This window comes from Vibrio sp. V38_P2S17PM301 (genome assembly GCF_009904845.1).
Classification (GTDB): domain Bacteria; phylum Pseudomonadota; class Gammaproteobacteria; order Enterobacterales; family Vibrionaceae; genus Vibrio; species Vibrio proteolyticus.
This window is the reverse complement of record NZ_WXWO01000031.1, coordinates 1-25,819: the sequence shown is the minus strand read 5'-3', so window position 1 is coordinate 25,819 and position 25,819 is coordinate 1. Positions and strand designations below refer to the sequence as shown.

The window sequence follows — 25,819 nt, the reverse complement described above, 5'->3', positions numbered from 1 at the left end:
TTTAAGGCATAACCAACGAAACGTACCTCAACTGGCTTCTGAACGTGTTGTTATGAATGCTAGTAGCGCCAGTGTTTCAGACTCCGACATATAGACGTCATATGTCTATCTAGACTGCGAATTGACTAATAAAGTAAAGCCAGCCTTTTGGGCTGCTTTTACTATTTTCTATTTCTCCTACGCTGAAAATAGCGTATAGGCTGAATGTCATCATTTCGACTTCGTATATACTGGATTGTCCTTGACGATAAGTATAGAAAAGGTACTAGTTCAACAGTCATATCACTCAGGTTACCCACCAGTTCACCAGCTAGCCATTGGTATCGATGATAACGTTACCCGCATCGATGATGCAGCGAGCGCAAGAATACAGTCTGACACAAAGCATTCTAAACGACGCTCTTTGCAAAGTCAGCGTATGCTGAATGAGCCAGTCCAGTTGGTGTCCAAACAAGTCCTGTCAGCCGCGACACTCAACAAAGCGCAGATCTTGAACCGTTCCGTGAAATGATTCAGGAGAAGCAACTGACCTTTCTTGATGAAGTGAGTCTGGTTTTTAATGTACTCAACGATGGCGACTTTTTGCCGGCACTGCAATTTGTTCTGGCATTGAATGATACGTTGCTCGCGAGTGACTTTGATAGCGTCGATGTGTATCGATTGATGATGCAATATTCACCGAGATTATCAAAACAAAGCGCCGCCCGGTTAAGCTCACTGTGACCTTCTCCTCAAATTTCTACAAAGGGCAAAATCACCAGTCAATCCGTGATTTTGCCTAGCCTTTCCGACTACGTCTGACACCTCCCCACATCGTACAATACCGGATTTGTGATGTCGTTTTTGGGAAGCCCTCATGTCAATAGACTTTGATTCGTCACGTAAGGTGGTACGCGCAGGTTATAAACCCGTTGTGGACGAGACTGCACTGACCCGTCCTGCGGAGGGTCCCGTCAAGGACATACCCGAGAAAGCGCCGGGACAAGAAGTGAACCTCAAGCTCTACTGCACCCCGGATGAGCTCAATACTTTACAGACTGGCGTCTGGTTGCTGGGTGCGACCGATAACGAAAAAGCGGTTGCCCAATGGAAAAAACAGCAGACCCATGAAGGCGACTGTATTCTGACCGCTCAGTGTTTTGAGGCCGAAGAGAAGACGCTCTATCACGATCTGTTTTTGCACAGCGGCCAGTCGGACGCGTACACGGTCATACCTAACCCGACTGACAGCCAAAAAATCAATGCCGAATTTATACCGGTGAAGCTGGCTGTTCAGGTCAGTGAAACGCGCCTTGGCTGGCCGACCGCCGGGTATTTTTACCTGCTTTCTGAAGGCAAACTGACAAAAGAATTCAAAGTGGTCGGTGACGGTCGTTGGACGTTCCAGGTGACGCGATCGGATGCTTCAAACTTAACTGAAGAGCTGCTTTCTGAGCATCACTACGCCAGCATTTTGCTGCCCTATAAGATTGAAGGTCAGCCCGCGCCCGAGCAGCACCTGTTGTATCGGGAAGAAAAGCTTACTGCGGATGAGTTGGCCGATGCCAGAGTCGATTGGCTGAACCAACATGCTATGACGCTGGATATGGACCAGGTGGTCGGTACTAAGCAAACACCACTGCTTGAACGCAGTGGCGAACCTACACCAGAGAATGAAGCGCCCTCACCGATAGAAACCCTGGCGGCTGTGCATCCGTACGGCGACACTTGGGGACGTTACAATCAGCATGAAATTGATGCGCAGACCGTGAACATCACGGAAAGCAAGAGCATTAAAGATAACGTGCCTGTATTAAATCCGACCTATATGTACTGGCCTCCGTACAACTTCCTTACGGGGGAAGAGATAGAAATCAAATATGTCGGAGATAAAACAACGATAGCTCTAATGTCAATCAGTGAGGCCACTGAGTTTACCGTTAATCTTGTTGAAGAACTTGGGCTAGATGTCGCTCAGTTTATTCAAGATAACTTCGATACCAACAATACGAAGAGCTATCTTACTACCATCAAAGACACCTATGGACTCTATGATGGACTAAAGGGAGCAGAGGATACAGCTATAGCCCTAGGAGGTCTTGGCGTTACTGCTTATGTTAAAGAGATTAATGGCAAAGATTGGCTAATACTAAAGAACTTTAAACGCCACCTTAAGACTTTACTCAAAGGCCAAAAGTGGGGAGCAAGTAATCCACAGGTATTAAAATATGGTATCGGACTGCTTGAAGGTCAAGGCCACTTAGCATATCTAAGAACCACCGTACAACTAGAAGTCATTTTGGCCGTCGGAATAAATGTTATAGATTATCTAGTAAACGATGAGAAAACTCTTGGTGATGTTGCAGGGCATTCAACAGCAGATATTACCAAAGCCCTTGTGTCGACAGGTATCGCTACGAGAATTGTTCAAGTGGCCATGTCCGCTGTGATTCGAGGTGCGGTCGCTGCTGGCTTTGTGACAGTTTCTTCGGCTTCTATACCAATTGTTGTAACACTAGGAGCTGTCGCGATCGTTTCATATGCAGTGGGGCAAGTTCTAGATATAATTGACAATGATTATAAGTATACACAGCCAATGATTGATTCAATTAAGGAAGCGATAGATGAGTAAAGTTAAAGATCTACTCTGGAATGCAGTAGGTATCATCGGCATTGTTATTCTAGGATGGGGGTACGCTCATCAATTTAAAGCGCACCTTAACTTATTAACAAACGGTTTTATGAGTGTGAGCACATTTACTGTATATGGCTACGCATCTTATATTGTGTTTTTTGTCATTATTGGCTTTTTGATTGCGTGTTTAACGGTTTTTGCCAAAGCCTATTATGATGTGAAATTGAAAGGTCGCTCGACAGAGGGCTATCTCCCAAAAGCTTTGACTCTAGGCCTTAGTATTTTAGTAGTATTTATCATTATGGGAGGAGCATTACGATATTTCATTGCAAATACTTACCAAAATCTTGGTTATGATATTTGCCCTAAAAATAGAGCTGTTGAACGTTACTCTAAAGACGTTTATGTCAACTCATTAAGTTTATGTGAATGATAGAGTTATAGTTTAATTAAATACTGTCGTGATTTTCCTATGTTTTGGTTTAGGCGGTAACTTAACCCCATCTCTTTTTATTAAAACACTAGCTATTCCCCGCACACCATAATAGTGTCGTATCGCCTTAAAACGAGAGTGGGAATAGCCGTATGTTACCTGTCAAAACTGATGCCCAACAACTGGTCCTTCTTATTGTGGAACATGCCCGACAGGGTGTGCCGGATCCTTATATTATTGCTGAAGCATTGCCTGATTATTCCATCCACCATGTTGCATTTGTCATTGAGCAATTGGCCCAGTTGCCTTACCCCGACCTTAGCCAACTCATACGAGATAGCTAACTGTACAAATATACAGTAAATCATGATGGGGTTGTTTCGTGTTTTGATGCCTTGAGTACCTGAGACCCGGCCCCTGGAGAGGAAGCAGCAAAGCGCCACGCGAGAAAGCGTGGCGTAAAGAGTGGCTGTTTAGCTAGCGATCTTTTTATCCCGGATGCCGCCGCGGGAGTCGTAGGCTTTTTCGCCGTAGATGTAAGTTTCGCAAACAGTTCGATCGTCGCCAAGGCTCATTAGTACGAACAATTTTTCTTCCAATGTTGTTGCCTGATTCATTCGAAAACGCATTAGCTGCGTCGCGTGCAAGTCCAGAACAACAAAATCGGCTTCTTTCCCGACATTGAGGTTGCCTATCTGATCATCCAGATGCAGCGCGCGGGCGCCGCCTAGTGTGGCGAGGAACAGTGATTTAAGCGGGTGCAACTTCTCTTGTTGCAACTGCATGATTTTGTACGCTTCGCTCATAGTTTGCAGGATAGAGAAACTGGTACCAGCGCCCACATCGGTGCCCATACCAACACGCACACCATGTTGCTCCATTTTGGGCAATCGGAACAGCCCTGAACCGAGAAACAGGTTTGATGTTGGACAGAAGGCGATGGCGGACTCTGTGTCAGCCAGACGTTGGCACTCACAGTCGGATAAGTGAATGCCATGGGCAAAGACGGATCGTTTGTGCAAGAGACCGTAATGATCGTACACATCCAGATAGCTGTTGCGTTCAGGAAACAGTTCCAAAACCCACTCGATTTCTTTTTTGTTTTCAGAAAGGTGGGTGTGCATGTAAACATCCGGGTACTCTTCGAGCAGCTTTCCGACCGTCGCTAGTTGCTCCGGTGTACTGGTGGGCGCAAAGCGGGGCGTCACTGCATATAACAAGCGACCGCGCTTATGCCATTTCTCGATCAGCGCTTTGGAGTCTGCGTAGCCAGATTCCGGTGTGTCTCTCAGGTAATCCGGTGCGTTTCTGTCCATCAGAACTTTACCAGCGATCATCCGGACATTGCGTCGTTCCGCTTCCTGAAAGAACACATCCACAGACTCTTTATGTACGGTGCCAAACACCAGAGCCGTGGTGGTACCGTTACTGGCCAGTTCATCCAAAAACAGTTTGGCGACTTTATGTGCGTACACTGGATTTTTAAATCGCCGCTCTTCCGGAAACGTGTAATTCTCAAGCCAATCAAGAAGTTGTTCGCCATAAGAGGCGATCATTCCGGTCTGCGGATAGTGTATATGGGTATCGATAAATCCCGAAGTAATAAGCTTGTCTTTGTACTGGGTAACATGCAGCCCGCGAGGTTGGCGTTTGAGTACCTCGGTTGCCGGGCCAACATCAATGATGTGTCCATGTTCAACCACCAACAGGCCGTCTTCAAAATATTGATAAGAGTGTTCCAGCCCGACATCTTTAGGGTCGGCAATACTGTGCAGTATGCTGGCGCGATAAGCTTTTCTTTGCGTAGTCATTGATTGCTTCCTTTTTAACTCTTGCGAGTTAAGCGATCTTCTCTTCCATGGTGATATCGCGCTGCGACTCTGGCTCACTGTGTGTGGCAGGGCGCTTTGGTTCAAGTGTGACACCCTGATAATGTGCGATCAGTTCACCCGCAACCGATACCGCGATTTCTGCCGGGTGTTTCCCATTTACCGCACTAATGCCTATCGGACATATCATTGAGTGAATTTGCGCTTCACTGTAGCCGCGTTGTGCCAGGCGCATATCAAATTTTTTGCGCTTGGTGACCGAGCCAATCATGCCGAAATAGGCGCTGTCTGCTCGGTTAATGATGGCTTTGGCCAGTTCAAAATCGAGCTGGTGGTTATGCGTCATCACCAGGTAATAACTGTTCGCGGGTTGGTCCGCAACGTCACCGACAGGATCATCGCTGACCACTTTCTGCACGCCGTGAGGGAGCGAATCCGGGAAGACATCTTCCCGCTCATCAATCCAGGTCACGCGAAATGGAAGAGTGGAGACGATATGCAAAAGGGCTTTGGCTACGTGGCCGGCACCAAAAACAACCAAGTGTTTCTGCTGGGTACCAATAGGTTCGAAACTGAGTGTTGCCATACCACCGCAGCATTGGCCGAGTCTTGCGCCCAGATTGAAGCGCTCCACTTTCAGCGCATGCTCGCCGGACTGCAACATGTCTTGCGCCATCTGAGTCGCGAGGTGCTCCAGATGTCCGCCGCCAATGGTGGCGATCACGCGATCCTGTGTCACCAGCATTTTGGTTCCGGCATCACGGGGTACAGAACCGCGATCTTCAAGCACAGTGACCATGACGCATGGCTCGCTGTTCTTTTCCAGTTGCGCCAGCTCTTGAATCCAATTGTCCTTAAACATAGCTCTCTCCTTGAATTCAGCCAGCTCTCAACGAGCTGGCATGCTTGCGTTATGCTTTTTAAGCACTTGCGCCGGTTGCCTCGGCCTGAGGCTGGGTGACCTGTTGAATGGCCATCAATACCCGCTCCGGTGTGGCCGGGGTGTTCAGTTTAGGTATAGCACCGTCGACTGCCACGGAGGCGATCGCATCTTTTAATGCGCTCCAGACCGACATTCCCAGCATAAACGGCGGTTCGCCGACCGCTTTGGAGTTAAAGACCGTGTCTTCCGGATTCGCGCGGTTTTCCAGCAACTGAGTGTTGAACTCAATCGGCATGTCGGCGATCGCCGGGATCTTGTAACTGGCCGGGCCGCTTGTCATTAATCGGCCTTGCTCATTCCAAATCAGTTCTTCAGTGGTCAGCCAGCCGACACCCTGGATGAAGCCTCCTTCAATCTGGCCAATATCGATCGCCGGGTTGAGGGAGGCGCCGACGTCATGCAGGATATCCGCACGGAGAATTTTGTATTCGCCCGTCAAGGTGTCCACAATCACTTCGGAGCAGGAGGCTCCATACGCGAAGTAGTAGAAGGGTCGACCTCTGGCCTGCTCGTGATCGTAGTAAATCTTTGGCGTGCGATAGAAACCAGTACTCGATAATGACACCTGATTAAAGTACGCCAGTTGCACAAACGCTTCGAACGTCAGTATCTCATCGCGGATCACCACCATGCCGTTTTTAAACACGACGTCTTCCTGCGACACGTTGAAATGTGACGCGGCAAATTCAATCAGACGCTGTTTTATCGTCAGTGCGGCGTTCTGGGCTGCTTTACCATTGAGGTCGGTGCCCGATGAGGCCGCAGTGGGTGATGTGTTCGGCACTTTGTCCGTGTTGGTAGCGGTGATCTGGATACGTTCGACATCGACCTGAAACTCCTCTGCAACAATTTGTGCCACTTTGATGTTCAGACCTTGACCCATCTCAGTACCGCCGTGATTCAGGTGAATACTGCCGTCGGTGTAAATATGGATCAATGCGCCGGCCTGATTCAGGAAAGTCGCGGTAAACGAGATACCAAACTTCACCGGGGTGATAGCTAATCCTTTTTTCAGGATGGGGCTGTGTTTGTTGAACTCGGCGATTGCCTTGCGGCGCGCGTGATAATCGCTGCTTTGTTCAAGTTGCTCTGTGATCTCGGGAAGGAAATTGTCTTCAACGGTTTGGTAGTAATGCGTGACGTTTCGTCCTTCACCACCATAGTAGTTTGCTTTGCGAACCTCCAGCGGGTCCTTACCCAGATAACGGGCAATTTCGTCCATGATGTGCTCTATGGTCATCATGCCCTGAGGGCCGCCAAAACCACGGTAGGCGGTATTGGACGCGATGTTGGTTTTACAACGATGGCCAGTGACGGTCGCATCACCGAGGTAGTAAGCGTTATCGGAGTGAAACATGGCGCGGTCAACAATGGAGCTCGACAGATCGGGCGAATAACCACAGTTTCCTGCCACAACGATGTCTGCGCCCTGAATGACGCCATTGTCGTCAAATCCGACTTTATATTGGTTATAAAATGGATGGCGTTTTCCCGTCATTGTCATGTCTTCCATGCGTGGAAGGCGCATTTTGGTCGGGCGCTTGGTCAGGTGAGCGATCACCGCTGCCAGACAAGCAGGAGCGGCAGCCTGCGTTTCTTTGCCGCCAAAACCGCCCCCCATTCGGCGCATATCAATGACCACTTTGTGCATCGGCACGCCAAGAACTTCAGCAACCAGCTTTTGGACTTCGGTCGGATTCTGCGTTGAGGTGTACACAATCATTCCGCCGTCTTCAGTTGGCATCACGCTGCTGACCTGAGTTTCCAGATAAAAATGCTCTTGACCGCCGATTTCGAGATCGCCTTCAAGGACGTGTTTTGCATTCGCCAGTGCTCGCGCCGAGTCCCCACGTTTTTGCTGGTGGCTCTGCGTAACAAAGTGTTGTTTAGCCAACGCTTCTTTAACATCCAGAATCGCGGGCAGGGGGTCATACTCGATAATGGCCGCTTGTGCGGCCTTGCGAGCAGTGTCCATATCATTGGCCGCGACGGCGATAACGGGCTGTCCGTAGTATTCGACAATGCCGTCTGCCAACAGAGGATCGCCGGGGAGAATCGCACCGATATCAAGTTGTCCTGGCACATCCTGACTGGTAATAGCAATGGCTACACCTTCAAATTCATAACAGGGTGAGACATCCAGCTTGGTGATTTTGGCGTGTGCCTGTGTGCTGAGACGGGCATAGACATGCAGTTGATTGGGGAACTCCAACCGGTCATCAATATAGGTTGCTTCACCAGTGACCTGTTTAGGTGCGCTGTCATGCTTAACGCTTTTGCCAACGCCGGTTTTTAGATCCTGTTTAACAATGGCGATCATTTCTTCATGGCTCATTGTATTTGTGTGTGCGTTAGACATAAGACGTTACCCTTGTTTCGATCTGATGGTTGCGTTGAGTCTCTTCGATGAAAAGGCGACGCAGCATATTGGCTGCGGTGAGCGAACGGTACTCTTTGCTGGCACGGAAGTCGCTCAATGGTTCAAAGTCTAGATTGATCGCCTGCATCGCCTGTTGAATCGTGTCTTCGTTCCACGTTTGCCCGATCAAGGCGTTCTCACAGTGACTGGCACGTTTGGGTGTCGCGGCCATGCCACCAAAAGCAATACGTGCGTTCACGACTTTGTTGTCTTCGATGTGTAAATTGAAAGCACCGCATACCGCAGAGATGTCATCGTCGATCCGCTTCGAGAGTTTGTAAGCACGGAAGGTTTCATCGGTGCCTTGCTTAGGAATGATGATTTGCTCGATAAACTCGCTTTCCTGCTGGGCCGTGATTTTATAGCTGATGAAGTAGTCTTCCAGCGGTATGATACGGGTCTGTTGACCGCGGCGAAGCTTGATTTGTGCATTCAGTGCGATCAGTAGCGGCGGTGCGTCGCCAATCGGTGAGGCATTGGCAATGTTCCCTCCCAGCGTGCCTTGGTTCCGCACCTGAAGCGAGGCGAATCGGTGTAATAGTTCACCGAAGTCTGGGTAGTGTTGAGTGAGCAATTGGTATGCATCGCTGATCGCGACATTCGCACCAATATGCAGGTTGGTGTCGCTCTGTTCACACACTTTCATATCGTCGACCAGGTTGACGCTGATCAGCGTTTCGATTTCACGATGAAATTGCGTGACTTCCAGCGCTAAGTCGGTGCCGCCGGCAACCAGTTTGGCTTTGGGATTGGTCACATACAACTGGGCCAGTTCGTTAACCGAACGAGGCGAGTAAGCCGTGAGTTTTCCAAAGCTCAGACTGGCGGGTTGTGCTTGTATGCTTTCCAATTTGGCGATGATTTGTTGCTCGAAATGAGTAAACTGATCCATCAAAGGTTCGTTGGATGCCAGCGACAGAGCCGCATCGACAATCGGACGGTAGCCGGTGCAGCGGCACAAGTTGCCAGCCAGCGATTCCATCACATCGGCTTTAGTCGCGGCGGGCTTGTTCTTACTCAGCGCGAACATGGACATAATGAAGCCCGGCGTACAATAGCCACATTGCGAGCCATGAAACTCGACCATCGCCTGCTGCACAGGGTGTAATGAACGATCACTGTTTTGTAGATCTTCCACTGTGATCAGCTGCTTTCCGTGAAGTGCGGAAACAAACGTCAGACAAGAGTTGACGGAGCGATAATGCAGTTGCCCGTCAAGGACTTCCCCTAATACGACGGTACACGCCCCGCAGTCACCCGAACCACATCCCTCTTTGGTTCCCGTTTTGTTTACTTGATTACGTAGGTAATTAAGTACCGTCATATTGGGGGACAGTTCGCTTTCTTGTCTGAGTTCTTGATTGAGAAGGAAAGTAATCAAGAGACCTCCTTGTACATTGACACTATAGTTCCAGTAATTATTTTCTGACCTTTGGGTCAATAATTGGATAATTTGACCATGTGGTCAACTAAAAAATTACAAAAATGCAACAATTAAAGTCGGCTCTAACTTGATGTTCTGATGGTTGTGTTTTTATAACCATATGTAATTATTGGATTATGTTTGATCTTTAGGCTGACTTTGTAGGTTGTTAAAAAATTTAATCTTGTATGCAATTATTGTATACAAAGAGTGATAGGTACAAAAAAGCCCGAAGAATTTCGGGCTATGAGATGGGAGACTGGTTTATGCTTTGCGCTTCAGAAAATCTGAAAACACCACATGCAGATCGCTGGACGCAGAATTGCTGTCAAGATTGAGCTTTGAACGAATGTGATCTAAATGCTCTTGCATGAGCTCAATGGCGAGATCGCGGTCGCCAGACTCTATGGCGTCCAGCAAATTGGTATGCTCGTCCTGAGAACAATTCGAGTGATTACCGGCTTCGTATTGGGCTATCAGAAGTGATGTCTGAGATACCAGACTGCGCTGAAATGCCAACAGGGGCGCATTGTCCGCCATCTCCGCCAGACGAATATGAAATTCACCGGAAAGGCGTAACCCGCGTCCATAATCGCCTTTAGCGAACGCCTGGTTTTCTTTTTCCACCAAACGGCGACACTCTTCAACTTTGCCTGAGGTAGCATTTTCCACGGCAAGTTCGATGATCGCCAGCTCCATCACTTCCCGGGCTTTGATGATCTGCTTGGCTTCTTCCTTACTTGGTGCAGCCACCATTGCTCCGCGGTTCGGGCGGATGCTGACAACCTGTTCCATGGAGAGTCGCAGCAGGGCGCGGCGGATAATGGTGCGGCTGACGCTGAAAATTTCGGCTAACGCTTCTTCGTTGAGCTTGGTCGCAGGCGGCAAACGTTGCTCAAGTATGGCATCAAATATGTGGCAGTAGACGACGTCGTCCTGAGTCTGACCCACCACTTTGGTTTTTATATTTCTGGATACAGAGTCTTTCAGGTTGGCCATGGGTGTAACGAACCCTCATTGTTAACATTACATAATGAAACAATAATACTTCAGTTTGTATACATATGGCTACTATTGCCCCGAGAACAGCAAGTTATCTAAACGTTACGTGAATCCAGTCACACCCAAATTAGTTTTCAGTCGGAGAAAATATCGATGCTATTTCACTGCAACCAGAAAACCCACTTGTTGTGATTTCAGGCCCAGACAGGCTTTCTTCACTGGGCTAAGGTTGCCAAATTCGTAACAGTGGGTGACGTACATTTCTTGAAAGCCCGCCTCTCTGAGCATTGATTTCCAGACACTCTCCGAGTGAAAACAGACCCCAACACCTGCGGTATTGGCTCCCATTCTGGCAACGACTGATTTGAGAGAGTCCGATGCGGTTAAACGGTAAATAACCTGACCAGGCATATCACTCACCCACAAACCTTCATAAAAGTTCTCAAAGATGAACACCATGCCGCCCGGTTTAAGATTCTGATAAGCTTCCGTGAGCGCGGCGCGCTGCGCTTGCAGCGTAAGTTCGTAGCTGTTGGAGACAAAGTGATGTAAGACCCAGTTAAACTGAATGATATCTTGCTGATTCTGTTGGCTGGCTTGCTGAAAAGTACAGGCCAGCAATGATTTTCTGGGGTGGGGACGGTTTTTGTCTAACAGGGTTTGCTCTGGTTCAATGACGGTGACATTAGCAGCAGGAAAATGCTCCAGTACTTTGTCTGCGTAAATCCCGTTGCCACCACCAACGTCTAACAGGTTGAAAGGTCTATCGTTGGAATAACGTTCGACGATTGGTTTGGCGACCAGTTCGAACATCTCATTGCTGATGTACTCAACATCAAACGCTTCTGTCTGTGAAGCTGCCAGTTTTCTTACACTGATTGTCATTGTCGCACCTCCATGGCTATGAAGAGTACGGTTCAAAATTCAAGCCAGTTTTTAGCGCTTTATTGATCAATAGGTTACGGAAGCAAGATGGCAGCACACGCAAATTGAAAACCAATTTGCATATCCACGATGCTTATTCCTGAGCTGCAAAAAACGCAGCGACATCTCTGAGATCCTCGTCATTGAGCTGACGGAGTTGATCACGCATCATTTGCGCCATTGGGCCAATGCGCTGACCATCTTGGTAGGCTTTCATGGCTTGATAGAGGTACTGCTCGTTTTGTCCCTGGAGATGCGGGTAGGCTGGGTTGTCAGCAATACCGTTTTGGCCATGGCAGAACACACAACTCGGCGCTTTGAGCTGCCCCAATTGTGGGTCGCCGCCAGCGTGAGCGAGCGTCGAAGTCAGCACTAGTGAATAAAGTACAGCAGTGAAGTTCATCGATACCAGCCTCTCATGTCGGTTTTGATAAAGAGTAAAGCTTCCCCTAGAGGGAAGCTCAATCTTTTTGTTTAACCGTTACAGACAGTCGTTGAGTTTGCTCAGTAAGGTGTCAATGTCGGCTGACGAAACATCCTTGTGAGTCACGAAACGTATCGGGTTACCGGGAGTAATGGTGATGCCATCAGCTTTGAGTTTTGTCGCGATGGCGGCGATATCGATCTGCTCATCCAGTTTGGCAAAAACAATGTTGGTTTGTACGAACTGTGGGTTCACGTCAAAGCCAGGTAGCGCCGCCAGACCGTGCGCAAGCTTTTTTGCGTTGGAGTGGTCCGTTTGCAACTGTGCAACCTGCTCAGTCAGAGCGAGTTTACCAGCCGCCGCGAGAATACCGGCCTGGCGCATGCCACCGCCAACCATCTTACGCAAGCGGCGAGCTTTGGCGATGTAAGCGGCAGACCCAAGCAACAGAGATCCGATGGGTGCGCTCAGACCTTTGGAAAGGCAGATTGTCATCGAATCGAAGTATTGGGCGATCTCTTTTACGTCTACGTCCAGTGCCACTGCGGCATTGTATACACGGGCACCATCCAGATGCAGGGCAAGTTGATGCTGATCGACAAATTCTCGTGCCTGAGCGAGATAGCTGAGCGGCAGGACTTTCCCGTTGATGGTATTTTCAAGACTCAGTAGGCGAGTGCGGGCAAAGTGGCAATCGTCTGGCTTGATGGCGGCTTTCAGTTTTGCAATGTCGATGGTGCCATCTGGGTTATTTTCCACTGGTTGGGGCTGGATCGAGCCCAATACTGCGGCGCCACCGGCTTCGTACTTGTAGTTGTGGGCTTGCTGGCCACATAGATATTCGTCACCACGTTCGCAATGCGCCATCAATCCGAGCAGGTTCGCTTGTGTACCGGATGTTGTGAACAGCGCGGCTTCAAATCCATGGCGATGGGCTGCCCATTGCTCAAGCTCGTTGACGTTTGGGTCATCACCATAAACGTCATCGCCAACCACAGCATGGGCCATGGCTTCACGCATTGCCGGGGTCGGTTGAGTGACCGTATCTGATCTAAAGTCCATATTCTTCTCCTAAATGTAGCCACCCAGACGCGCTTTGTAGAGGCTGGCGATGGTTTTGGCATCGGTAATTGTACCGTCAACAATATAGTGCTCCAGTGTGCTGAGTGGAAGCGCTTCTACTTCAATTTCTTCATCTTCATCACATTGATAACGCTGCGTTTTCTTAAGCGTACGCGCAATAAAAAGATGTTGGATTTCGTCACAGAAACCAGCCATAGGCGTGAGTTGTCCGAGCGATTGATACTCAGCGGCGCTAAAGCCAGTCTCTTCTTCCAGTTCACGTTGCGCGCAGGTCAGTGCGTTTTCACCCGTTTCCACAGTACCGGCGGGCAGTTCTATCAACCATTTGTTGAGTGAAGGACGAAACTGGCGGATCACGATGATATCGCCGTTGTCGTCGACAGGCAGAATCACTGCTGCACCGGGATGGTGAATGGTGGTGTGGGTGACGGTCGTACCAGAAGGCAGTTCAATATCTTGTTCAATCAGCGAGATACGCTTCCATGTGTGAATGATCTTGCTCATGTAACCTTTTCAGCCAGTGATAAAAGTGTAGGTTTCACTACCTTAACGATTAAGATCACATAAAGAAAGATTAAGCTGGTACACTGACGTATGACTTTCTAGGGTTATCCGACGCGAGTGATTGATTTATAGACGAAATCCACTGGCCGTTGGTAAAGATAGGCGGCAGGCAGGATTGCCAAATATGAAATCAAAGTTTGCACATGAAATGCAAAGTGACGGTTCTGATATAAGAGCCTGTTCAACGGAAAATGCACTTGTAACAAAGTGATAACAAATGTATAAAAGTAGACGAATTGACCTGCAGAAATATTCCGGGGGAACCCTGCAATGATTAGCCCTTCACATGCATCCCACGCGCAGAAAGCACTGCTCTCGGAACGAATTAACAAACTGGCTCAGGCCCTCTCCGATGGGGTGTATGAGCGAGAAGACACCATCAAATTATGTTTGCTTGCTGCCTTGGCAGGCGAAAGTGTTTTCCTTCTTGGCCCTCCGGGCATTGCCAAAAGTTTGATTGCCAAACGTTTGATTCAGGCGTTTGATCATTCGTCTTACTTTGAATACCTGATGACTCGTTTCTCGACTCCTGAGGAAGTGTTTGGCCCGTTGAGCATACAAGAGTTAAAAGACAATGGCCGTTATTTGAGATTGACGGACGGTTATCTGCCGACTGCGCAGGTGGTGTTTTTGGATGAAATCTGGAAAGCCGGTCCGGCAATTCTTAACACTTTGCTCACTGTCGTGAATGAGAAAACCTTTAAAAACGGCAGTGATATTGAACGGGTACCGATGCGCCTGTTGGTGTCAGCCTCGAATGAACTGCCGGATGAAGATAGCGGACTCGAAGCTCTGTACGACCGTATGCTGGTACGAATTTTTGTTAACCGTATTCAGAACAAGCAAAACTTCAAGTCGATGTTGACGGTAGGCACCCCACAGGAAGCGAAAATCCCGGATGGTCTGGCGATCACTGATCAGGAGTATCACGAGTGGCAGACCCAACTGGACAAACTGCTCCTGACCGACAATGTGTTTGAAAAGCTGTTCCAGCTCAAAACGTTACTGGAGCAGACCGTAGAGAGCCAGGGTGTGAATGCAGCAGACACTGATATGTACGTGTCTGACCGCCGCTGGAAGAAATCCGTGCGGCTGCTCAAAGCCAGTGCGTTCTTTAACGGCCGCGATGCGATCAATCCACTTGATCTATTGTTATTACAGGACTGTTTATGGAATAGCCCGGAGTCTCGGGAAGTGGTGCGAGGTGTGGTTCGCGAGTTTGCGCTTAAGCATGCCTTTGATCAACAGGACGTAGAGCATCAGATCACGCTCTGCCGTGAAGAGTTACAAGAGATTCAGGATGCGCTTGAGTCTGAGTTTGCGATTACGTTATCTACCGAATCGACGACCGGGATTCTGAAAAAGCAAATTAACCACTACGACATTTCGGGTGCGAAATCATACAAAGTCGGCAGTGCGTTTGATTTGGTGAAACTGGTGCTTTTGCAGAGCAATATGTCGGTCTCTGAGTCTGAGAAAGGCGACAGTCGCTGGGTATATGTGCCGAAGAACGAACTGGAGCGGGTGATTAAAGAAGGACACGGAGATGTGTACGGGTACGTCAACCAGAACACCAATTTATGTCGACTGCGTTTTGACGTCGATGCATCCAACAACTTGGTGATCAAAGATATCGCTAATCGTGCTGTACTGGTCGCTGTCGTGACTCAAAAGGGATTGGACGAGAGCGTGTATCAGGAGTGGTTGACTAAAGCGGAACAATCGGTGGCTCAACTGACGCAGGCGGAGCACCATTTGCGCAAAGTCCGATCCGATTTTCATGGTGCTTTGCCACACAACTTTGTTGATCCTGAGCTGCCAAGAATTATGGAAAGCAGTCTGCAGAGCTTACAGCAACAATTGGAGAGCACGCAGACAGAATGCGAGCGTACAGTTTTCCGTTTCAAAAACCTCAATCAGTTCTTCTCATAGGAGTGAATGATGCTGGGTGCTGATGGCCTTAACTTAGCGTTGATGATTGCGGATTCCGGTATTATCGATACCGCCGTGAACGATCTGATGGGGCGCTCTCAGGTGATTATGATGACAGAAAACCGCGGTGTGCGTGCCTCGGTGAAAAATCATTTGCTTAAATGGCGCGGCAGTGTAAAGAAACGCATCACAAAGGTGTGTGAGACCGAACGCTTTCAACAAGAGCTGGGGCTGTACCAGGAAGTCATTCACTGGGACGAAGAGGAATTTTTCGACAAGATCAACGATGTGGTCAAGCAGCTTGAATGGCATTCGGCATTCTACTTACCGGCTCGTCGTTTACTGGAAAAAAACAAAGGGGTGCACAACCCCATGTTTCCGCATTACTTCTGTGATCAATGGTATAAAACCTTGTCAGAAGCCATTCAGCAGGCTCAGCTTTCAGAATTAGAGGCGAACAAAGAAAAGCTGCTTAAAGATCTCTATCAACGCATGGAAACCATGAAGAACATGGATAAAGTGGCGGAAGTGGGGGATGAGGGCAGCGTTGGCCGGCTTTGGGATATGGCCGCTGCGAAACTGAGCAAAACGGACCTTGGTGTCATGAAACGTTATGCCGAGTTTCTCAAAAAGAATAAAGGGTTGCAGGAGATTGCGGAACAACTGGGCCGGATGGCGGGTCAGGTCGATGATCCGGATCTCAACCGGGCGCCAGCCGAAGAGTTGCAAATGGTCGAAGAAAAATCCGATGAAGCTACCGATGACATCGTTGGTGTTCATGAAAGCGACGATCTGAACAAACTGCTGCCAAACGAAACCATGTTTCTCGCATACCCTGAACTGGAAGTGGTGTTTTATAAACATTTGGTGGATAAACGCCTGATGAATTACCGCATGCAGGGGAAAAGCCGCACACTACGTAAAATCAGAGCGCATCGTCCGGACAACAAGCAAGTGGATGTTGAAAAGGGGCCATTCATCTTGTGTGTTGATGCTTCCGGTTCAATGAGTGGTTTTCCGGAGCAGTGCGCTAAAGCGATGGCGTATGCCTTGATGCAAATTGCGTTGGCCGAAGATCGTGATTGCTTTGTGATTTTATTTTCTACCGAGCAGATCACCTATGAATTGACACGTCCGGATGGATTGCGTGAAGCCGCTGATTTTCTCAGTTACAGCTTTCATGGCGGAACGGACTTTGAGCCCGTAATCGTTAAGTGCATACAACTCATGCAAAGCGAAAAGTACAGAAACGCCGATTTGGTGGTGTTGTCCGACTTTATTGCACCGAAACAGACGGACGAAGTGCTTGATACCGTGGCGCAATTGAAGGCGAAGAAAAACCGTTTTCATGCGGTCAGTTTGTCCAAATATGGTAACCCTGAATTAATGTCGATGTTTGATCACTGCTGGGCATACCATCCGAGTCTCGTTGGGCGACTGATGAAAAAATGGTAGAAAACCGTAAGTTGGAACGATAGTTGTGCAAAATGAGTTAAAAACCGGCAAACAGAATGAAATTACAGAATTTTGTTTGACTCTCTCGCCTCAATCCGTAAAGTATGCAGCGAACGCAGCGGTGGGTAACTAAAGCGTTGATAAAAAAGGCGCGTTGGCAGAGTGGCTATGCAGCGGATTGCAAATCCGTGGACCTCGGTTCGACTCCGGGACGCGCCTCCATTTTACAAATGACCAGCTTAAAGCTGGTTTTTTTGTGTCTGGAATTCGGGCACAAAAAAGGCCAGCGAGTGCTGACCCTTCTATTCTTTGCGCTAAGTATTATGAATACAGGGCTTGCTCTGTTTTCAATCCCTTAATCAGGCTCACACACATCAACAGCAATACAAAGCTGAATGGTAGGGCGGTTGCCACCACACCAGACTGCAGGGCCTGAAGGGCTTCTTTACCACCAATCCAAAGCATGACGGCTGCGATGGCACCTTCGACACTTGCCCAGAAGATACGTTGAGGGATAGGTGCGTCAACTTTGCCGCCAGCCGTGATACTGTCGATCACCAGCGATCCTGAATCCGACGACGTAATAAAGAAGATGAGGATCAGGACAATCGAGATGATGGAGATTGCGCTACCAAACGGCAGCTGCTCATACACGTGGAACAACGTTAGCGAAATATCTGTCAAACCATTCGTTCCCAGTTCACCCACTTTGTTGGCCACCTGATCCAGAGCTATACCACCAAACACAGCCATCCAGATCAGCGTCAGCAGAGTCGGGATAAAGACAACAGCAAACAAAAATTCACGTACGGTACGGCCGCGGGAAACACGCGCGATAAACATACCGACGAATGGCGACCATGAAATCCACCAGGCCCAGTAAAACACCGTCCAGCCGTGCATCCATACTTCATCTTCACGGCCATGAGGGTTACTCAAACCAATGATGTTTTCTGCGTACGCCATAAAGGTCGCAGGAATAGACTCCAATGCGATGTCATAACTCACACAGACAATAAAAATCAGCAGCGCAAACGCGAATGCCATATTGATGTTACTCAGTACCTTTACACCACCGTCGATACCGCGGATCACCGAGATAATCGCAATGAAAGTGACAAAGACGATCACGCCAAGCTGCATACCAATGCCGCCATCGGTACCAAAAATATAATTGATGCCGCTGGTGGCTTGTTGAGCACCGAGACCAAGCGATGTCGCTAAACCAAACAAGGTAGCCAGTACCGCCATAATATCGATTACGTGGCCCAACCAGCCCCAGGCGCGGTCACCGAATACCGGGTAAAAGACACTACGGATGGACAAAGGCAACCCTTTATTGAAAGCAAAGAAAGCCAATGCCAGAGCTACGATGGCGTAAATCGCCCAGCCGTGAATACCCCAGTGAAACATGGTGGCGCCCATTGCCAGCGATTTGGCTTCTGGTGTATTAGCAGCAACATTCATTGGCGTACCCCACCAATCGGTGTAATACGCTGTAGGTTCCGCAACACTCCAAAAGAGCAAGCCGATACCCATACCTGCGGCAAACAGCATTGCCAGCCAAGAAACGCGTGAATGATCCGGTGTCGCGTCTTTACCACCAATACGAATCTTGCCGAATGGTGAACACATTAATGCCAATGTGAAGAACAAAAAGAAGTTGGTGGTCCACATAAAGAACGCATCAAAGTCTTCAATGATTCCGTTTTTCAATGTGTTCAGTGCGTCGCGTGCGGTGATCGGATCAACCAGCAGCAGAGAAGCGAGAAATAAAATAATAAGTCCTGCGCTGATCCCGAAGACGGGGTTATGAACATCGAATCCCCACTTCTGAATGTTATCCTGACCTACCTGATAGTCAGTTGTATCAATACTGTATTTTTTTAAAGCGTCTTCCATAAAAAAGTCTCAAAAATGTTTTGTCGTCGATGCATTTTTTCATCCTAATGCACCGGAACACATCGAATAGTTGTTCGTTATTTAGAGTTCGAAGTGTTTGTGAGGGGCGTATATTAGCAGAAATATTAAGATAAAATCAAATGTGGCCAAGTTTTTGCCCGATTTGGACGTGCTTGTCAGGCAGTTGGTATTCGATTGAGATGGTCTAATGATATGTGCACTAAACATTTATTTGGTTTTGAGTTGTGCTGAATAACTGGCAGGCCCAAAAGCCAGAAGCCAGAAGCCAGGTAGTCTGTGCGAGCGGCGGAATTTTGTTCATTCAGACAAGCTGAATACATTCTTTGGTTGACTGGCTCAGGATATCCGGTAGAGTACGCTTCGTTCTGAAGTTGATGGTCGGTACGTTTCGCTCGTAATCCACATCGACTCAAACAAAAAGGCGCGTTGGCAGAGTGGCTATGCAGCGGATTGCAAATCCGTGGACCTCGGTTCGACTCCGGGACGCGCCTCCATTTCACACAATACTGTTTCTCGCTGCTTCTCCCCCTCGAGTAATTGCTCCTGCCTCGTTTACCAAAGCCATATGCTCACTATCATCCATGTTATTTCAATATCTTAGCTTTCAGTTACGATGTCACGTTTTAGTTGCATGCCAGAAAGAAGTGAATGTTTTGGTAAGCTGTGTTGGAGGCATTTGGGGCGAGAAAAGCGAGTGAAGAGATGTGCGAAGCCCGATGGCTCCGCACTCCGTTTGACCACTGATTAGAAACGGTACTCAACACCCAGACTCGCTTGTTTTAAGTCGGTTTCCGTGTCTGCGCCATTGGCGACATCTTTTGCGTTGAGCTCAACGTCATACCAGGTGTATTCGACGTTGACCAGAAGGTTATTAGTCACTTTGAATCCGACACCAGCCCCCGCGAATACGCCCTGATCATCTTCGCTACCAGACAATCCGGCGACGTCATAATCGGTGGTGTACCACAACTGGCCCCCTTTAGCGTAAACATCAACTCGATCCATCACTGGAGCGGTGACTTTCAAACCGGCGGTGTAACCATCGGTTTTAGCATTGGCCACGCTGCTTCCGTACTTACCAAAGTTGATATAACCCCCTTCGACCGCCAGATACTGGTTAAATCGATAACCAACCAGCCCTTGCATTACGTCGTTTTCATCGTCGAAATCGTCTTGACCATCAACTTTTAAATAGCCGTAGTTGGCACCCACGTATACTCCATTGTCATTTGAATCGGCCGCATAAGACAGCGTGCTGAAAGTGGCTAAAGAAAGCAGGCCGGTCAGAGTGAGAATAGTACTTTTCATTGTGTTCTCCTGAGTTACTTGGTTGTTGAAATTCACTATGTATAAGTCAAAAACAATGCCAACTTTTTTACTTGAAGCTCAGGTTAACTAATTGAAAATATTCTGATAATTGTCAGGTTTATTTTAGCGGGTCAGGTACGTTGTCAGCAGAGCGACATGCTTGGGTGAATCTTAAGTTGAAGGGGAAGGCGTGGTATTTTGGGCGTGTGTGTAAATTCTTCTGGGCGGGTGCAAATCTTTCATAGTGAAGACAAAGGAAGCAAAGCCGATGAAAGCTCTGCTTCCTGAGAGTTATATAGCGCGAGTAAGGGCTGCCGCAAGAATACCGGCCGCAATGGCAGGCAGCGGCTTTTTGAACAGCAGCATCACGACAGCCGTCGACAGCAGCGCTAATCTGGCGCCAGCGTCGCCTTCCACTGCTAACGGGGCGAGTAGGGCCACCAGAACAGAGCCGGACATTGCGGTGATAAATTGTTGTACGCGGTAACCGATAGGAATAAATGACATCACGAACACGCCACCCCAACGGGTGATCAACGTGACTACCGCCATCGCGAGGATGATCAATAAAGTACCGTGAAAACTGGTTTCAATATTCATACTTTCTTTTTCTCCGTCCAGAAGGCGCCTAATGTGCCTCCGGCTAGTGCTCCCACGACGACGTGTGTGTTTTCTGGCAGATACCAGTAGGCAAACAGGGAAGAGCCAGCCGCCACTGCCCAGATAACAAAAATGCGCAGGTTCTTAGGCCCGATAGCCACCATAGACAGCAGGAAGCACCCCATAACCATATCCAGTCCCAGACTGACGGGATCTTGAATGGCGTTACCGAAATAAAACCCCAGCCAGGTTCCAACGATCCAAAAAGACCACAGGGCGATGCCGCCCCCGAGTAGAAGGCCCAATCCGGGTTCTTTGCGGCCAAATGCATTCATTGAGAGCGCCCAGTTTGCGTCAGACGCGAACAACATAACGCCGTAGCGCTTCATCGGAGAGAGCTGACGAAGCCAGGGGTAAAGTGTTGCGCCCATGAGCAGGTGCCGGGCATTGATGGCAAAAACCGTAATCAATACCGGAATCAGTGGTACCTGTGCGCCCCACATATCGAGCGTGGCGAATTGGGAGGCCCCCGCAAATACCAGCGTACTCATTAAAACAATGGAAAAAGGATCCAATCCGGTTTGGACGGCCGCCACACCAAAAGCAATACCGAAAATGACGACAAAAAAGGATAAAGGCACTAAATGAGTAAAGCCGTTCCAGACATCTTTGCGCGTAAATTCGTGCAATCTGTCGTCTGGCAACGCAGCGTTTTGAGCATGACTGTGCATAATTTTTTTCCTAGCCAGTAACCCCGATGAAGAAACATTTAGGGTCAGAATATGAATGTTATCATTATGTAAAGGCTATCATTATCACGAAATGGGTGTCTTTTCAAAACGTGCAATAACGAATTCAATAAATAAGCGAACACGAAGTGGCAGGTTATCCCTGTCCCGGTAGAGTAGAAACAGCGTCCTTGCTTTGCTGTGCCAGTCTGGCAATACGCGTTTTAGCTCACCACTGTCTATCATGGGTTTGGCAAAGTAATCCGGAATGTATCCGATTCCCAGACCCGTTTTTACGCCGTGCGTAAGCATCTTAATTTCATCCACTTCCAGGCGAATATCTTTTTGCGGCTGGTAATCAAACTCTTGTCCTGTTTGTTGGTTCACCAGTTGCCAGACCGACATCGGATGACAAACGATAACAGGATGTCCACATAAGTCAGTGGGTTGCAAAATGGTGTCCGTGCAGCTGTCTGGCCGGGTACACAAAATAAAGTGGATGTCTTTCAGCGGGCGTGCGATCCAGTAATCCACGACTGGGTTACCGACACGAAACACCACATCCATTCCCTCAGCTTCAATGTCAATCAGCGTATTTGAAAAGCGTAGATCCAACTGTATATCCGGGTGCGTAAGCAGAAAATCATAGAACACAGCGCGAAGAAACTGGGAACCGGCGTTAATCGGCGCGCTGATCCGGATTTTACCTTTGGGCTGGTGCTTCTCTTTGTGCAGATCTTCGCTGATATCCCCCAGTTCGTCGAACAGCGCATTGGAGCGCTGGAAGTACTGTTCACCAGTATGTGTCAGCGAAACTCGGTGCGCGTCGCGGTTCAGCAACCTGAGTTGTAAATCTTCTTCTAATTGACGGATGCGCCGGCTCAACGTGGACAATGGCATGTCCAGCTCCTGTGCGGCTTCTTTGAAACTGCCCAAACGCGCTACTGTGCAGAAAAAGCGCAAATCGTCGAAAGAGTAGCTAGGTTTCATTTTTGGTATTTACCGTCTTAATAATGCTTATTTATCCATATTTTGAAATCAATACACTATGAAACATTCTTTTACAAGTCATCTGGAGTGACTATGAATTCTTCTTCTTCCATTAAAGCGGTCATCTTGCTGATCATCTGCACCTTCTTTTGGGGCAGTTGCTTTCCCATTGGCAAACATGCTCTGAATGAGGTGCATGCGCTGACGCTGGTTTTCTGGCGATTTGTGATCGCGGCGGCCTGTTTGGCGGTGTATCTGAAAGCCTCTCGCAGTCGGTTACCAGACTTGAGTATCGGCCAGTGGTCATGGGTGATTGCGGTCAGTGCTGTCGGCGTCGGCGGGCTGAATCTGGGGCTTTTCACTGGTCTGCAATATACCGAGGCGACGAACGGTTCGTTGATTATGGCGTTGAGCCCGCTGATGACATCGTTGATCGCCTGCCTGATGCTCAGAAAACTCCCGACGGCGGCACAATGTTTCAGCCTGATCGTCAGCCTTACCGGCGTACTTCTTGTGATCACGAACGGTCATTTGGAAGCGTTAGTGAACATGAAGTTTAACCACGGTGACAAACTGGTGTTCTCCGGTATGCTGGCCTGGAGCTTCTATACCTATTGCAGCCAGGGGATCAGCCGCTGGTTGCCAGTGATTCCATACACTTTCTTAGGCATGCTGAGTGGCGCCGCCGTAATTGGCCTGATGTGTGTGGTTACGCCTGGAGTACATCCTTTTTCAGAGCTGTGGAACAGTTCTTGGTTAGAAACAACGGAGGTGGTCTATATTGGTGTGTTCGGCACTGTGGCGGGGTATCTATTGTGGCTCAATGGTGTGCGTCATTTAGGTTCGTCGAATGCGTCTCTGTTCTTTAACTTTGTCCCCGTGTTTGCTGTATTGACAGCATTTTTGATGGGGCAATCTGTTACAGAGCTTCAATTAGTCGGGATTGCGGTCGTAATTGCGGGATTATTACTGCCTCGTCTTGCGATGTTGCGCCGGACGCCACAGACCAATTGAACCAGCGCCGGATGGGGAAACTCATCCGGCGACGTTTTTTCAAACCCACTGAGCCATTTTGTTCTATTCGCTGAACAGTGGTATTTCTATACTGTTCTCAATAAATGAGCAACGCAGGCCGATGCCATGGAAGATAAATTCAACGACAGCCCCGGTCAGCACTTGGCAGGAATCAGTGCGTTTTCCGCACGGATGAAAGAGTTCAGTTATGCAAAGCATGCGCATGAAGAGTACAGCATCGGAGTGACACTCAGGATGTTGATTGGCACTGGATGGCTGTACTTGGGTACGAAGAAATACGAAGAAAAAAGGTGAGCCTAGTGGCTCACCTTCCGTTTTAATTGGCTTTTACAGCCGGCTTTGGTGCCGCTCTGCGACGTGACTGACCGGGTTTACCTGCTGGCTTACCAGAGTTGCCGTTTGTTTTGGTCGCGTTGGCGTTGTTGCCGGACGCGTTGCTATTTGGCTTGCGACGACGACGCTTATTTGGTGTCGCTGATGGGTTACCTTTGTTGCCCTCGTTAGTCGACGGCTTATTTGCGTGTGCCGCTGCTGGCTTTTTAGGTTTCTTCGGTTTCTTTGGCTTAATTGGTCGTGTATCCAGTTTGGATTCCGGAACCGTATTAGTTGGTTGGTAACCGTCAAGCTCGATTCGGGGCAGCACGGTTTGTATCAGACGCTCGATACCAAACAAATCATCCGCTTCTGCAGCACAGACCAGCGAAATGGCTTTGCCTGCTTCACCAGCACGGCCGGTCCGGCCGATACGGTGAACATAATCCTCCGCTACATTAGGGAGTTCAAAGTTCACCACTTGTGGCAGTTGCGGAATATCGATACCGCGCGCTGCGATATCGGTAGCGACCAGTACACGAATGTCGCCGGATTTAAATTCGGACAGCGCTTTAGTACGGGCGCCCTGGCTCTTGTTACCGTGAATCGGGGCTGAGGTAATACCTTGTTCGTTCAGATAATGCGACAGGCGGTTAGCGCCACGTTTGGTGCGGCTGAACACCAGCGTCTGGTGCCAATTTCCGTCCTTGATCAGCTTCACCAGCATCGGTGCTTTTTTCTTAGCGTCGGCCGGGTACACACACTGTTCTACTGTTTTTGCGGTGGAGTTTGCTGGCGTGACGGAAATTTCAATTGGGTTGTTGACCAGCCCTTTCGCCAACCCACGAATATCATCGGAGAAGGTAGCCGAAAACAGTAGGTTCTGACGTTGTTCAGGCAATAGCGCGAGAATTTTGCGGATATCGCGGATAAAGCCCATGTCTAGCATACGGTCTGCTTCGTCGAGAACCAGTACATCCAGTTGGTCGAACTTGACGGCATTCTGATTGTACAGATCCATCAGTCGACCTGGTGTCGCCACCAGAATATCTGCACCTTTACGCAGACGTAGCATCTGAGGGTTAATTTTCACACCGCCGAATACGACGGTGGAGTTTAAAGATAGATGACGACTGTATGTCTCGATGTTGTCCTGAATCTGTGCTGCCAGTTCACGCGTTGGCGTGAGAATCAAAGCACGAACGTGATTCCCTTTGACACGCTGACCGTTATCCAGACGCTGAAGAATTGGTAGTGTAAATGCTGCGGTTTTACCGGTGCCGGTTTGAGCCGCTGCCATGACGTCTTTCCCTTCGATCACTGCCGGAATGGCTTGAGCTTGTATCGGGGAAGGAGTGTCGTAACCTTTTTCCTGAATGGCTTTAAGGATTGGAGCGGAGAGGCCTAAAGAGGTAAAACCCATAAATTTGATTCTCAGTTGAAGATATAACGCAGCGATCGAGTTGCTTGAGCGCGATAAGCGATCACTGACAAAGTGCGACATTCTGATGGGTTTATGAGTCTGCGGCAACCAATAATTGAGTTTTATTGACAATATAAAGGGCTTTCTGACTAAAAAATTGCGCTCGTTATGCGTCACACTCACAAGGTTAACACACGTCTTACACACACCTTCGTTACACATCAGTTAGGGCTGGTAACAATTTATGATCATGTGGCAGTGAGCGTTGTTTGTCGGTGTCCAGCGGAAGCGGGGGAAGACAAAGGACTCGATAGTAACAAAATGAATCGATGGTTTCTGTTAGATCAACGTCAGGTTGTTATCAGTAAAATGACAAGTAAATGATTACACATAGTAAAAGAAGGATTTAGTGCGCCTGATTTTTCTCATATTGTGTTGATTTCATACTTTTATAG

The 25,819-nt window shown here is 48.6% G+C and carries 23 protein-coding genes and 2 tRNA genes; 10 read left to right on the top strand and 15 right to left on the bottom strand.

What is annotated here, in order from left to right; translation table 11 throughout:
• The first annotated feature begins 507 nt into the window (after positions 1-507).
• From CAG64_RS07315 to CAG64_RS07300, 4 genes are all read left to right on the top strand, one after another.
• Positions 508-723 carry a hypothetical protein gene (locus CAG64_RS07315; protein WP_161449012.1) on the top strand — a complete coding sequence of 72 codons (216 nt, stop codon included), beginning with the start codon at positions 508-510 and terminating at the stop codon, positions 721-723.
• Positions 724-856: 133 nt separating this feature from the next.
• Entirely contained in the window at positions 857-2,611 is a 1,755-nt protein-coding gene (locus CAG64_RS07310) for a hypothetical protein (protein WP_161449014.1), read from the top strand.
• The gene (locus CAG64_RS07305) at positions 2,604-3,047 is read left to right on the top strand and encodes a hypothetical protein (RefSeq protein ID WP_161449016.1); all 444 of its coding nucleotides are present in this window, start codon (positions 2,604-2,606) and stop codon (positions 3,045-3,047) included. The genes CAG64_RS07310 and CAG64_RS07305 overlap by 8 nt, the downstream gene beginning before the upstream one ends.
• Positions 3,048-3,199: 152 nt before the next feature.
• Positions 3,200-3,391, top strand: a complete 192-nt coding sequence (locus tag CAG64_RS07300; protein WP_161448242.1) for a hypothetical protein — start codon at positions 3,200-3,202, stop codon at positions 3,389-3,391.
• A 129-nt stretch (positions 3,392-3,520) separates the two neighbouring features.
• Here CAG64_RS07300 and guaD read toward each other — a convergent pair whose 3' ends face one another.
• From guaD to CAG64_RS07255, 9 genes are all read right to left on the bottom strand, one after another.
• Entirely contained in the window at positions 3,521-4,858 is a 1,338-nt protein-coding gene (gene guaD, locus CAG64_RS07295) for a guanine deaminase (protein WP_021705131.1), read from the bottom strand.
• 28 nt (positions 4,859-4,886) lie between these two features.
• Complete coding sequence (gene xdhC / locus CAG64_RS07290) at positions 4,887-5,738, bottom strand: xanthine dehydrogenase accessory protein XdhC (RefSeq protein WP_021705132.1); 852 nt, start codon at positions 5,736-5,738, stop codon at positions 4,887-4,889.
• A 58-nt stretch (positions 5,739-5,796) separates the two neighbouring features.
• Entirely contained in the window at positions 5,797-8,178 is a 2,382-nt protein-coding gene (xdhB, locus tag CAG64_RS07285; RefSeq protein ID WP_161488560.1) for a xanthine dehydrogenase molybdopterin binding subunit, read from the bottom strand.
• Complete coding sequence (gene xdhA, locus CAG64_RS07280; protein ID WP_161488559.1) at positions 8,171-9,619, bottom strand: xanthine dehydrogenase small subunit; 1,449 nt, start codon at positions 9,617-9,619, stop codon at positions 8,171-8,173. Before xdhA ends, xdhB begins: the two co-directional genes overlap by 8 nt.
• A 306-nt stretch (positions 9,620-9,925) precedes the next feature.
• A complete protein-coding gene (locus tag CAG64_RS07275) occupies positions 9,926-10,660 on the bottom strand; it encodes a GntR family transcriptional regulator (RefSeq protein WP_161457340.1) in 735 nt (244 codons plus the stop codon).
• Between the two features lie 159 nt (positions 10,661-10,819).
• Positions 10,820-11,548 (bottom strand): class I SAM-dependent methyltransferase, encoded by a 729-nt coding sequence (locus CAG64_RS07270; protein WP_161457339.1) that lies wholly within the window; start codon positions 11,546-11,548, stop codon positions 10,820-10,822.
• Positions 11,549-11,681: 133 nt separating this feature from the next.
• Positions 11,682-11,990 carry a c-type cytochrome gene (locus CAG64_RS07265; protein ID WP_161457338.1) on the bottom strand — a complete coding sequence of 103 codons (309 nt, stop codon included), beginning with the start codon at positions 11,988-11,990 and terminating at the stop codon, positions 11,682-11,684.
• A 78-nt stretch (positions 11,991-12,068) separates the two neighbouring features.
• Positions 12,069-13,073 carry a low-specificity L-threonine aldolase gene (ltaE, locus tag CAG64_RS07260; RefSeq protein ID WP_161457337.1) on the bottom strand — a complete coding sequence of 335 codons (1,005 nt, stop codon included), beginning with the start codon at positions 13,071-13,073 and terminating at the stop codon, positions 12,069-12,071.
• A gap of 9 nt (positions 13,074-13,082) precedes the next feature.
• A complete protein-coding gene (locus CAG64_RS07255; protein ID WP_021705139.1) occupies positions 13,083-13,598 on the bottom strand; it encodes an NUDIX hydrolase in 516 nt (171 codons plus the stop codon).
• A 330-nt stretch (positions 13,599-13,928) separates the two neighbouring features.
• Here CAG64_RS07255 and CAG64_RS07250 point away from each other — a divergent pair, with 330 nt between their 5' ends.
• From CAG64_RS07250 to CAG64_RS07240, 3 genes are all read left to right on the top strand, one after another.
• Complete coding sequence (locus CAG64_RS07250) at positions 13,929-15,590, top strand: ATPase RavA domain-containing protein (RefSeq protein WP_021705140.1); 1,662 nt, start codon at positions 13,929-13,931, stop codon at positions 15,588-15,590.
• Between the two features lie 9 nt (positions 15,591-15,599).
• Entirely contained in the window at positions 15,600-17,045 is a 1,446-nt protein-coding gene (viaA, locus tag CAG64_RS07245) for an ATPase RavA stimulator ViaA (RefSeq protein ID WP_161457341.1), read from the top strand.
• Between the two features lie 148 nt (positions 17,046-17,193).
• A tRNA-Cys gene (locus CAG64_RS07240) sits at positions 17,194-17,267 on the top strand.
• A 99-nt stretch (positions 17,268-17,366) separates the two neighbouring features.
• Here CAG64_RS07240 and CAG64_RS07235 read toward each other — a convergent pair.
• Positions 17,367-18,947 (bottom strand): BCCT family transporter, encoded by a 1,581-nt coding sequence (locus CAG64_RS07235; RefSeq protein WP_161457336.1) that lies wholly within the window; start codon positions 18,945-18,947, stop codon positions 17,367-17,369.
• A gap of 441 nt (positions 18,948-19,388) precedes the next feature.
• On the opposite strand from CAG64_RS07235, the gene CAG64_RS07230 reads away from it, so the two are divergent.
• Positions 19,389-19,462 (top strand) — tRNA-Cys (locus CAG64_RS07230).
• A gap of 250 nt (positions 19,463-19,712) precedes the next feature.
• On the opposite strand, the gene CAG64_RS07225 is transcribed toward CAG64_RS07230, so the two are convergent.
• From CAG64_RS07225 to CAG64_RS07210, 4 genes are all read right to left on the bottom strand, one after another.
• Positions 19,713-20,276 carry a porin family protein gene (locus CAG64_RS07225; RefSeq protein WP_021705143.1) on the bottom strand — a complete coding sequence of 188 codons (564 nt, stop codon included), beginning with the start codon at positions 20,274-20,276 and terminating at the stop codon, positions 19,713-19,715.
• A gap of 291 nt (positions 20,277-20,567) precedes the next feature.
• Positions 20,568-20,876 carry an AzlD family protein gene (locus CAG64_RS07220; protein WP_021705144.1) on the bottom strand — a complete coding sequence of 103 codons (309 nt, stop codon included), beginning with the start codon at positions 20,874-20,876 and terminating at the stop codon, positions 20,568-20,570.
• On the bottom strand, positions 20,873-21,607 hold the full coding sequence (locus CAG64_RS07215; RefSeq protein WP_161454609.1) for an AzlC family ABC transporter permease: 735 nt from the start codon (positions 21,605-21,607) through the stop codon (positions 20,873-20,875). Before CAG64_RS07215 ends, CAG64_RS07220 begins: the two co-directional genes overlap by 4 nt.
• An 84-nt stretch (positions 21,608-21,691) precedes the next feature.
• Positions 21,692-22,594 carry a LysR family transcriptional regulator gene (locus tag CAG64_RS07210; RefSeq protein ID WP_161454608.1) on the bottom strand — a complete coding sequence of 301 codons (903 nt, stop codon included), beginning with the start codon at positions 22,592-22,594 and terminating at the stop codon, positions 21,692-21,694.
• A 93-nt stretch (positions 22,595-22,687) separates the two neighbouring features.
• Here CAG64_RS07210 and CAG64_RS07205 point away from each other — a divergent pair, with 93 nt between their 5' ends.
• Positions 22,688-23,608, top strand: coding sequence for a DMT family transporter (locus CAG64_RS07205; RefSeq protein WP_161457335.1), 921 nt, complete (start codon positions 22,688-22,690; stop codon positions 23,606-23,608).
• A 126-nt stretch (positions 23,609-23,734) separates the two neighbouring features.
• Positions 23,735-23,923 (top strand): hypothetical protein, encoded by a 189-nt coding sequence (locus CAG64_RS07200; RefSeq protein WP_202600963.1) that lies wholly within the window; start codon positions 23,735-23,737, stop codon positions 23,921-23,923.
• 22 nt (positions 23,924-23,945) lie between these two features.
• Here CAG64_RS07200 and CAG64_RS07195 read toward each other — a convergent pair whose 3' ends face one another.
• Positions 23,946-25,364 (bottom strand): DEAD/DEAH box helicase, encoded by a 1,419-nt coding sequence (locus tag CAG64_RS07195; RefSeq protein WP_161457334.1) that lies wholly within the window; start codon positions 25,362-25,364, stop codon positions 23,946-23,948.
• Between the last annotated feature and the right edge of the window lie 455 nt (positions 25,365-25,819).